We start from the raw sequence: 7,843 nt of genomic DNA, 5'->3' as shown, positions 1-7,843 counted from the left end.
TCGCAGACCGCGCGGCTGCATGCCCCGGCTCCGCAACCTGCTTAACCGGCGTAACTATATTCCCTCCTATAAGCGAACACCTGTTTATATTGGTCGCCGGGCGCCCCCACGCACGCGCGTCGGGCCGCCAGATCGTCTCCACCTGGGCCGAGCTATTCGTCCGCATGTCCGCCGGTCTTGTTCTTGGCCTTGCCGTGCTTCACCTCGCCGGGCGGCTCGTTGTGGGATTTCTTCCTGCCTTGCGAAAGGGCCTGTGAATCGCCCTGCGAGCCAGGGCGATCGGCCGGCTGCCGGACGGGGTGTTCGTCGGACGGGGGGCGAACCCCACCCACCAGGCCCGTGCCCCGAAGCGGGTGGGCCGAGACGGTGGGGGGCGAGGAGGTCGTCGGTGTGGCGGAACCGTCGCCATCGCCTGCGGGAGCCCCGGGGGATGCGGACGGCACGGCCGGAGCGCTGGCCGACGGAGCCGCCTCGCCTGTGGTGCTGTGCTGCGAGAAGCCGTCGGTGACGACGAAACCTGCGGTGACGGCGGCGGCCAGAGCGGCCGCTGATCCGCACATCCGCAGGCGGCTGCGGACGACGGCGGGCCGAAGTGCCGCCGGTGGCGGTGCCGGTGGAGCCGGTTCGGCAGTGACCGGCCGCACGTCACTCAGGTGGCTGTGGTGCGTACCCTCGCGGGCGCCGAACCCGGCAGCCAGCCCGGCCAGTCGTCGGGCGCAGTCACGTGCCGTGGGGCGCGTCTCTTCGTCCAGGGCCGTCATCTGACGTAGCAGGGCGGCGAATTCGTCCGGCAGGGAGTCCGGGAGGAGGGGCGGTCGATGCAGGCGCGCTATGGCCGCTTCGAGAGGCGTGCCGTCGTATTCGAGCCTGCCGGTGAGGCATTCGAGGAGGACCAGGCCGAGAGCGTAGACGTCGACCGGACGGCCCACGGGCCGTCCCAGCACTTGTTCCGGAGACAGGTAGGCCGCCGTGCCGATCAACGTGCCGGTGGCGGTGCGCGTGGTGGCGTCCAGGAGCCGGGAGATTCCGAAGTCGGTCAGGTGGGGGTGGCCGTAGGCGTCCAGGAGGATGTTGGACGGTTTGACGTCCCGGTGGATGATCCCCTCCTCGTGGGCGTGCGCCACGGCGTCGGCGAGCGCGGTACCGAGTGTGGCGGTCGCCTCACTCGACAGCGGGCTCTGCGCGATGCGCGCTTTGAGGGTGGGTCCGTCGATGAGTTGCATGACGAGGAAGGCGTCGCCGGCGTGGCGCCCGGCGTCGTACGCCGTCACCAGCCCCGGATGCTGCAACCGGGCCAGGATGACCGCCTCGCTGCGGAAGTCCTCTTCCGTGTCGAAGCCCGTACCCGTCCGGAAGATCTTCACAGCCACCGGTCGTCGCAGCCGGAGGTCGAAGCCGCGGTGGACGTCCGCCGCACCTCCGGAGCCGATCAACGCGTCCAGACGGTAACGGCCTGCCAGCACACGGGCGAAGCGCCTGGCCGTCCGGGTTTCGTGCGCCTCACGCAACCGCAACTCGATCTCCCTGCCTCACAGAACAGCACCGCCGGACACGGCCGTCGACGGGCCGCCAGACGCAGGTACCCCAGCAGCTCCCGCTTGCACGGAGAAGACACGTCTAATGGTCTCGACAGGCCCGGTTGCCCCCTTCCGGCAGCGCGGACGACCAGCCGTGCCCGAACTGCGGCGTCGTTTTTCGCCTCCCGTCCCACATGTCATGGCGACACTCCTCGGCGGAGCAGGCGGCGATCGTCGCCGCGATCGAGGCCGGGGACGCCGAGGCGGCCGAACGCGCCGCCGCCCTGTGCCTGGACCGGGCGGTGGCCGCGCTGGAAAGCAACCGCCCCGGGCCGCACCGGGGCACAGAGCGAGGAAGCCTGACATGAGTAATCTGTTCGATCTCTCCGGCAGTACGGCCGTCGTCACCGGGTCCAGCCGCGGCATCGGGCTGGCCATCGCTCGCGCCCTGCTGGCCCGGGGCGCGAGCGTCCTCGTCAACGGCTAGGACGAGGCCGAGACCGCCGCCGCGCTCAAGGCACTGCGCGAGCAGTATCCGCAGGCCCACGGCGAGCGGTCCCGGCTCGCTGCCGTCGCCGGCGACGTGACCGACGCAGGGCTGGCCCGTGGCCTGGTGGCCGAAGCGGTCCATGTCTTCGGGCACCTCGACCACCTGGTCTGCAACGCGGGCGTCGACATCATCAAGCCGGCTGTCGAGTACACTCCCGAGGAGCGGGACCGCGTCCTGACGGTCAACGTGCGCGGCGCCTTCCAGCCCGCTGCCCGCCACTGGATCGCCCAGGGCGGCGGCGGGTCGGTCACCATGACGTCTTCCATCGCGGGTGCGGTCGGCATCCCGACCCTGGCCCCCTATGCGGCCAGCAAGGGCGGCATCAACCGGCTCGTGCGCACCCTCGCAGCCGAATGGGCAGGACACCGCATCCGGGTCAACGCCGTCGCCCTTGGCTACGTCGCCAACATCATTCACTCCGCTCGGCCGCCGGGGCACCGTCGAGGAGATCGCCGCCCCCTACGCCTTCGTCACCTCGCCTGCCGCCGCCTACGTCACCGGCTCCGTCCTGGCCGTGGACGGCGGCTGCACCGCAACCTGATGTGCGACCTCCCGTGAGTTCCCCTGAGCCCCGTTTGAGTTCCTGACCCCTGTGGCGTGGTCACCGTGTGGCCTGGGTCGCGGGCTGGTCGGGTAGGAGGGCGAGGAGTTGTTGTGTGTGGCCGGGCAGTTCTGCCTGCGCCAGTGCGGTGACGATGTCGCGCAGGGGCATGGGCTGGTCGACCAGGAGGGTGGCATGGGAGACGAGCCGCGCAGGCACCAGGGTGCCGAGTTCTGCGTCGGTGAGCGCCGCACCTCCGGCGAGTGCGCACAGGGCGGCTGCCTGGCCGCTGATGCGGCCTCGGAGCCCGGTGTTGCCGCCGGCGTGCGCGATGGTTTGCTCGATGGTCCAGGCGTCGAGGGCGATCCGGTTGTCGTACGTCGTGGTGGCCCCCGCTGCGATGTGTGCGACGGCGGCGATGGTGGCGGTGGTGACGAGAGAGACGTGCGCGAGGATCTGGTCGGCGTTCCACTCGCCGTCTGGCGGGGCGGGGCTGGGGTCGTGGGCGTCGGCCACGGTGGCGGCGGCGTCGAGCAGAGCTCGGTAGGCGTCCTGGAGTGGGGCAGTGTCCAGCATGTCGTGCACCTCTGTGTGCGGGCGTGTGCGGAATGAACAGGAGGCGGAGTGGCGTGGCTCAGGTGTGGGCGCGGGACATCTCCCAGGGTGCCTGCGGCAGGACCTCGCCGGTCTCCAGCATCGACTTGAGGTTCGCCAGTACGGCCGGCCAGCCGGCCGAGATGCCGCCCAGCATCTCCTGGTTGGGCAGGTTCTCGTGGGTCACGGTGAGGCGAACGATGTCCTGATGCGGTTCGACGAGGAAGGTGACGACCGACGGCTCTCTCGGCGATTCGGCATCGGGGGCGTCATCAAAGGTGATGACCAGCCGGGTCGGGGGCTTAGCCTCCAGGACATGGCCCACCACGTCGATCTTGCCTGACCCGTCGGCTCGCCGGTGTTCCCAAGCCGAGCCCGGCTGCCAGTCGGAGACGTTGGCGTGCGCCCAGTAGCGCGCGGTCAGGTCGGCGTCGGTCAGGGCCTGCCACACCTGCTCCGCACGGGCGCGGATGTAGGTGACGTATACGTAGTCCGGCACCGGTGTGGGTGCGTTGGTCATGGCGTACTCCTCTGCGTGGTGCTTGATGGCGCTGAGCGCTTGCAGGCGGGGCTTGTCGAAGCCGGAGATCCAGCGCTCCTCGATCTCGTGGATCGGGGTCGGGTTGAGGTAGTGCAGCCGCTCCCGGCCGCGCCGTACCACGGTGACGAGGTTGGCCCGCACGAGGATGTCCAGGTGCTGCGTCGCCGACTGGCGCGCCATGTCGAGGTGCTCGCACAGTTCGCGCAGTGTCTGCCCGTTGTGCTCGCGTAGCCGGTCGAGCAGGAGCCGCCGGGTGGGATCGGCCAGCGCCTTGAATACCGAGTCCATCGCTGTTGCTTCGAGGCTCACGCTCACCATTATGCAGGCATTCACCTGCCTATAGTCAAGGATGAAGCCAGCCGCGCAATCCGGACGCAGCGATGTGCGCCGATGTCCGGCCGCCCCGTCACGCCCGTCCCCTCGACGTCCCTGCGGCACCCTGACAAGCTCAAGTCAGTGAATGGTGAGCCCTGCATGCACTGACTCAGGTCTCGTAGGATCCCTGTCATGGACTGGGGACCGATCGTCAGCACGTCACTCGGTGCTCTCATCGGCATCGCCTCCACACTGGCGACGGATCAGATACGGACCAGGCGCGGCAGGGAAGACAAGGACCAGGCCGCACGGCAGCAGCTGTACGGCGATTACCTGGCCGCTCTCGCCAGGACGCGGAACCACGTGCGGATGGCGGCCAGGCCGGCTGGCTTGCCAGATGAAGAACGGGTCCGCAGGGCTGCTGAGGCGTTCCAGGAGGGGAATGCCTACGAACTGCGCTACCAGATTGCGGTGGTGGCGCCCAGGGCAGTCGTCGAGGCGTCGACCGCCGCGTTTCGGTCCTTGCGGGATCTCAGGGACCTCGTGGAGGGAGGAGCACTCCACACCGGTCAGGACTATGTTCAAGCCCGGGACAGGTGGGAGCTTCTCCTGGCGGAGTTGCGGATCGCCATGAGGCGGGATCTCGGCAGGCAGGTCTTCTAGAGTGTGTGTCAACTTGACCCGGCCCTAAAGGACTTTGTTGGCGGATTCGGTGACCGTCCTCGGTGATCTTGCTTGATCGGGCAGTCTGGTGGAGGTTTGGTTCCGTGGTGGGGGGAGGCACGGAGGGGCTGCGATGTCGCTGCGCCCTGTGCCTGTTCGGTCTGTCCCGGAGGCCACCGCGCGGGTGGCACGGGCCGCGTTCCGCAAGGGCTGCCTGGCCATGTGAATCCGGGATGAACTTGGTCCGCTCTTCGAGGACGAGCACTTTGCCCGGGCATTTCCGCGCCGGGGTGGTCCAGCCTGGTCGCCGGGCCAGTTGGCGATGGTCAGCGTGCTGCAGTTCGCGGAGGGGCTGACGGACCGGCAGGCCGCCGATGCCGTCCGCGGGCGGATCGACGTGAAGTACGCGCTCGGCCTGGAGTTGGATGATCCCGGGTTCGACTTCTCCGTATTGAGCGAGAACGCCGCAAGGAACATCTTGCACCTGTACCGGATCGGCCACGTCATCGTGGAGGTCCCGGCCGCCGGAAGGCGCGGTCGCAGGGCCGGTAAAACCGTCAAACCTGTCGCCGCAAGGTAGACAGGAATCCCCTTCCTGAGCCTGGGAACGGAGGGGAGAGCTTCAAGTGGCCCTCATCAGGCACAGCCAGCGGACGTCACCTCGCCGAGTGGAGATCACACACAGCATCCAGAGGCTGAGGCAGAACCAAGACTCGCGAACAAGCCATTCATCCTTTTGCCCCGTCCGTTGAGCGGGCCGCCGCTGCCCCGGTGAGGCTGGCCTCAGGGGATGGGCATTGGCTCCCGTCCACAGGCAGGGACGGTGAGGAGCGCATGCTGGGGATCACAGGCCGACCGCGGATTGTGCGTGGCATTGATGCGCGTATCTGTGCGGCGGTGTCTTTCGCCAGGGCTTGGAGCCGACTCGGCGGGCGTGGCGGCGCCCGGCTGTGCGTCCTCACGGTGGGGCTGTGCCTGCTGGCGCTGGTTGCCGGTGCCTGCGCCGGGTCCCCCAGGGACGCGGCACATTCGGGCGGGGACCCGATCGACCCACGCATCCAGAAGATCATGAACAAGCCGGTCTACCGGCATGGCCAGTTCGGCCTTGTGGTCGTCGACCCGGCGACCAGGCGCACCGTCACCTCGCTCAACGCCGATCGTCTGTTCGTCCCCGGCTCGACGACCAAGTTGTTCACTGTCTCGACGGCCTGGGACACCTTCGGCAGCGAGCAGCGCACCACCACCCCGGTGTATGCGCAGGGCGAGGTCAGGGGTGACACGCTGGAGGGAAACCTGGTGCTCGTGGCGTCGGGCGACCTGACCATGGGCGGGCGCACGAAGCCGGACGGCACGCTCGACTTCAAGCCTGTCGACCACACCTACGCCGCAGCGGTCCCCGGCCATGCCGCGCTCACCCCTGAGAACCCTCTCGCCGGTCTGGACAGCTTGGCCAAGCAGGTCAGAGACCGTGGGATCACGCACGTCAACGGTGACGTGGTCATCGACAACCGTCTGTTCGCCCCCGAGCCCGCGTTCACCACGAACCCTTCGCCGATCATCATCAACGACAACATCATCGACATTCTGAGCACGCCCACCGAGCCCGGACATCAGCCCACGTTCACCTGGCGCCCCCAGACCGCGCGGAACTCCATCTCCTACCACGTCAAAACCGTGGCCAAGGGGAAGCCCAGCGCCATCACCGCCACAGCGGGGCCCCACGGCGTGATCACGGTGACCGGGACCCTGGCCGCCGACGCCGCGCCGTACCTGGCCATCGCCCCGATCACGGACCCTGCGGCCTTCGCCCGGACCGCCCTGATCGAGGCCCTGCACCGGGCAGGCGTGAGCGTCGACGCCGCCCCAACAGGCCCCAATCCGGCGCCCCCGGCCCAGCCCCCGCACGGCAGCCCGATGGCGAAGTTGGTCTCCCCGCCTTTCTCGCAAGAGGCCAGACTCATCCTCAAGGTCAGTCACAACCTGGGCGCCGATCTCCTGGTGTGCCTGCTCGCCGTCCACCGGGGCAGCCACAACTGTGAGGACGGATTCGCCGCCATCAAAGCGTTCGACACCAAGGCGGGCGTGGACCTTGCCCAGGCCTCCCAGGCCGACGGGCAGGGCGGGGTACCCGGCGACGCTTTCACCCCGCAGGCCTACATTCCGTTGCTGACGTACGTGTCGGGCCAGCCCCAGGCAACGCAGTTCCGTGAGGCCCTGCCGATCCTGGGGACCAGCGGCGATCTGGCCCTGTTCGGCGCGGACAGTCCGGCGAAGGGAAAGGTCTTCGCCAAGACCGGCACCCAGGCGGCCGGAGACAGTCTCACCGGACAAACACTTGTCACCGGGCGGGCCATGGCCGGCTATCTCGATGCGGGCGGCGGGCACTACTGGCTCTTCGACGTCGTCTTCAACGACGCCAAAGCGGCGTCCACCGACGAACTCCTCTCCATCGCGAGCGACATCGCCCAGATCTCGGCCCTGCTCCAGCAGGACGCCGCAGCCACGGCAAGCGCCACCGCCTCCAGCCCCTGAGCCCGTCAGCAGCCGGGTCCGCGGACCGCGGGCGCGAGACGGGTTGACCTGCTGTCGGCGGAGGGTGGCGCTCGAAGAGGGAGCCGGGAAGGAGAGGTTCCGGCTTGCGAATCCCGCCACCGATGACGACGACGTCCCACTCGCGTTCGGACAGTGCCACGATCATCGTGGGCTCTACCGACTCGTCCAGCGCGATCAGCGTCATGTAGGCATCGAGAGGGCATGGGCTCTAAAACGTGCCGGCTCTTGGTCGAGGGCCTGCGCGGATGGTGCCCCCGTCCATAGCAGGCACCGTGTACGGATCGACTCCAAGAATGAGAACGGAGGGCAGGTCCCGGGAAGACGATCAGCTGCCTACGCTGCTTCTCATCGGGATTCCTGTGTGGATACCCTCGCCTTGAGGCGGGGGAGGAAACGGACTCCTGCGGAGCAGGGCAGGGAAAGCCGATGCGCCGCCAGGGCAGATCGGCGTTCACCGCCAACTACCCGCAGGTGAGTGGTAGTTTGTATGGCGCCCGGTCGGCGATAACCAAGCTGGCCGGGCCTACCGCCGGGCTGGCGGGATGTCAGGTCTGTGGAGCTGGCGTAAG

General features: G+C 68.6%; 7 protein-coding genes and 2 pseudogenes. 6 read left to right on the top strand and 3 right to left on the bottom strand.

Going from position 1 to position 7,843, the window contains the following annotated elements; all coding sequences use genetic code 11:
• Positions 1–152: 152 nt before the first annotated feature.
• Positions 153–1,514, bottom strand: a complete 1,362-nt coding sequence (locus ACIRVK_RS42605; protein ID WP_404257071.1) for a serine/threonine-protein kinase — start codon at positions 1,512–1,514, stop codon at positions 153–155.
• A gap of 197 nt (positions 1,515–1,711) precedes the next feature.
• Between ACIRVK_RS42605 and ACIRVK_RS42600 the strand changes: the two genes are divergently transcribed.
• The 3 genes and pseudogenes from ACIRVK_RS42600 (at position 1,712) to ACIRVK_RS42590 (ending at position 2,608) form a co-directional block, all read left to right on the top strand.
• A complete protein-coding gene (locus ACIRVK_RS42600; RefSeq protein ID WP_404257069.1) occupies positions 1,712–1,885 on the top strand; it encodes a hypothetical protein in 174 nt (57 codons plus the stop codon).
• A complete protein-coding gene (locus ACIRVK_RS42595) occupies positions 1,882–2,004 on the top strand; it encodes an SDR family NAD(P)-dependent oxidoreductase (protein ID WP_404257067.1) in 123 nt (40 codons plus the stop codon). Before ACIRVK_RS42600 ends, ACIRVK_RS42595 begins: the two co-directional genes overlap by 4 nt.
• Before the next feature lie 33 nt (positions 2,005–2,037).
• Positions 2,038–2,608 (top strand): annotated as a pseudogene (locus tag ACIRVK_RS42590) (SDR family NAD(P)-dependent oxidoreductase).
• Between the two features lie 60 nt (positions 2,609–2,668).
• Here ACIRVK_RS42590 and ACIRVK_RS42585 read toward each other — a convergent pair.
• Both ACIRVK_RS42585 and ACIRVK_RS42580 read right to left on the bottom strand, forming a co-directional pair.
• Positions 2,669–3,184: a hypothetical protein gene (locus ACIRVK_RS42585; RefSeq protein WP_404257065.1), complete on the bottom strand. Its 516-nt coding sequence runs from the start codon at positions 3,182–3,184 to the stop codon at positions 2,669–2,671.
• A 58-nt stretch (positions 3,185–3,242) separates the two neighbouring features.
• A complete protein-coding gene (locus tag ACIRVK_RS42580) occupies positions 3,243–4,031 on the bottom strand; it encodes an ArsR/SmtB family transcription factor (protein ID WP_404257093.1) in 789 nt (262 codons plus the stop codon).
• A gap of 219 nt (positions 4,032–4,250) precedes the next feature.
• Here ACIRVK_RS42580 and ACIRVK_RS42575 point away from each other — a divergent pair, with 219 nt between their 5' ends.
• The 3 genes and pseudogenes from ACIRVK_RS42575 to dacB all read left to right on the top strand — a co-directional run bounded on the left by ACIRVK_RS42575 (position 4,251) and on the right by dacB (position 7,253).
• Positions 4,251–4,721, top strand: coding sequence for a hypothetical protein (locus ACIRVK_RS42575; protein WP_404257063.1), 471 nt, complete (start codon positions 4,251–4,253; stop codon positions 4,719–4,721).
• A 226-nt stretch (positions 4,722–4,947) separates the two neighbouring features.
• A pseudogene (locus tag ACIRVK_RS42570) lies at positions 4,948–5,205 on the top strand (transposase); the annotation flags it as partial.
• Positions 5,206–5,618: 413 nt separating this feature from the next.
• Positions 5,619–7,253 (top strand): D-alanyl-D-alanine carboxypeptidase/D-alanyl-D-alanine-endopeptidase, encoded by a 1,635-nt coding sequence (gene dacB / locus ACIRVK_RS42565; RefSeq protein WP_404257061.1) that lies wholly within the window; start codon positions 5,619–5,621, stop codon positions 7,251–7,253.
• The last annotated feature ends 590 nt before the right edge of the window (positions 7,254–7,843 follow it).

Origin of the sequence: Streptomyces sp. NPDC101152 (assembly GCF_044768275.1) — a bacterium.
In the GTDB taxonomy this organism is placed as follows: Bacteria; Actinomycetota; Actinomycetes; order Streptomycetales; family Streptomycetaceae; genus Streptomyces.
The sequence above is the reverse complement of the archived record's forward strand: the minus strand, read 5'-3'. Positions and strand labels throughout refer to the sequence as shown.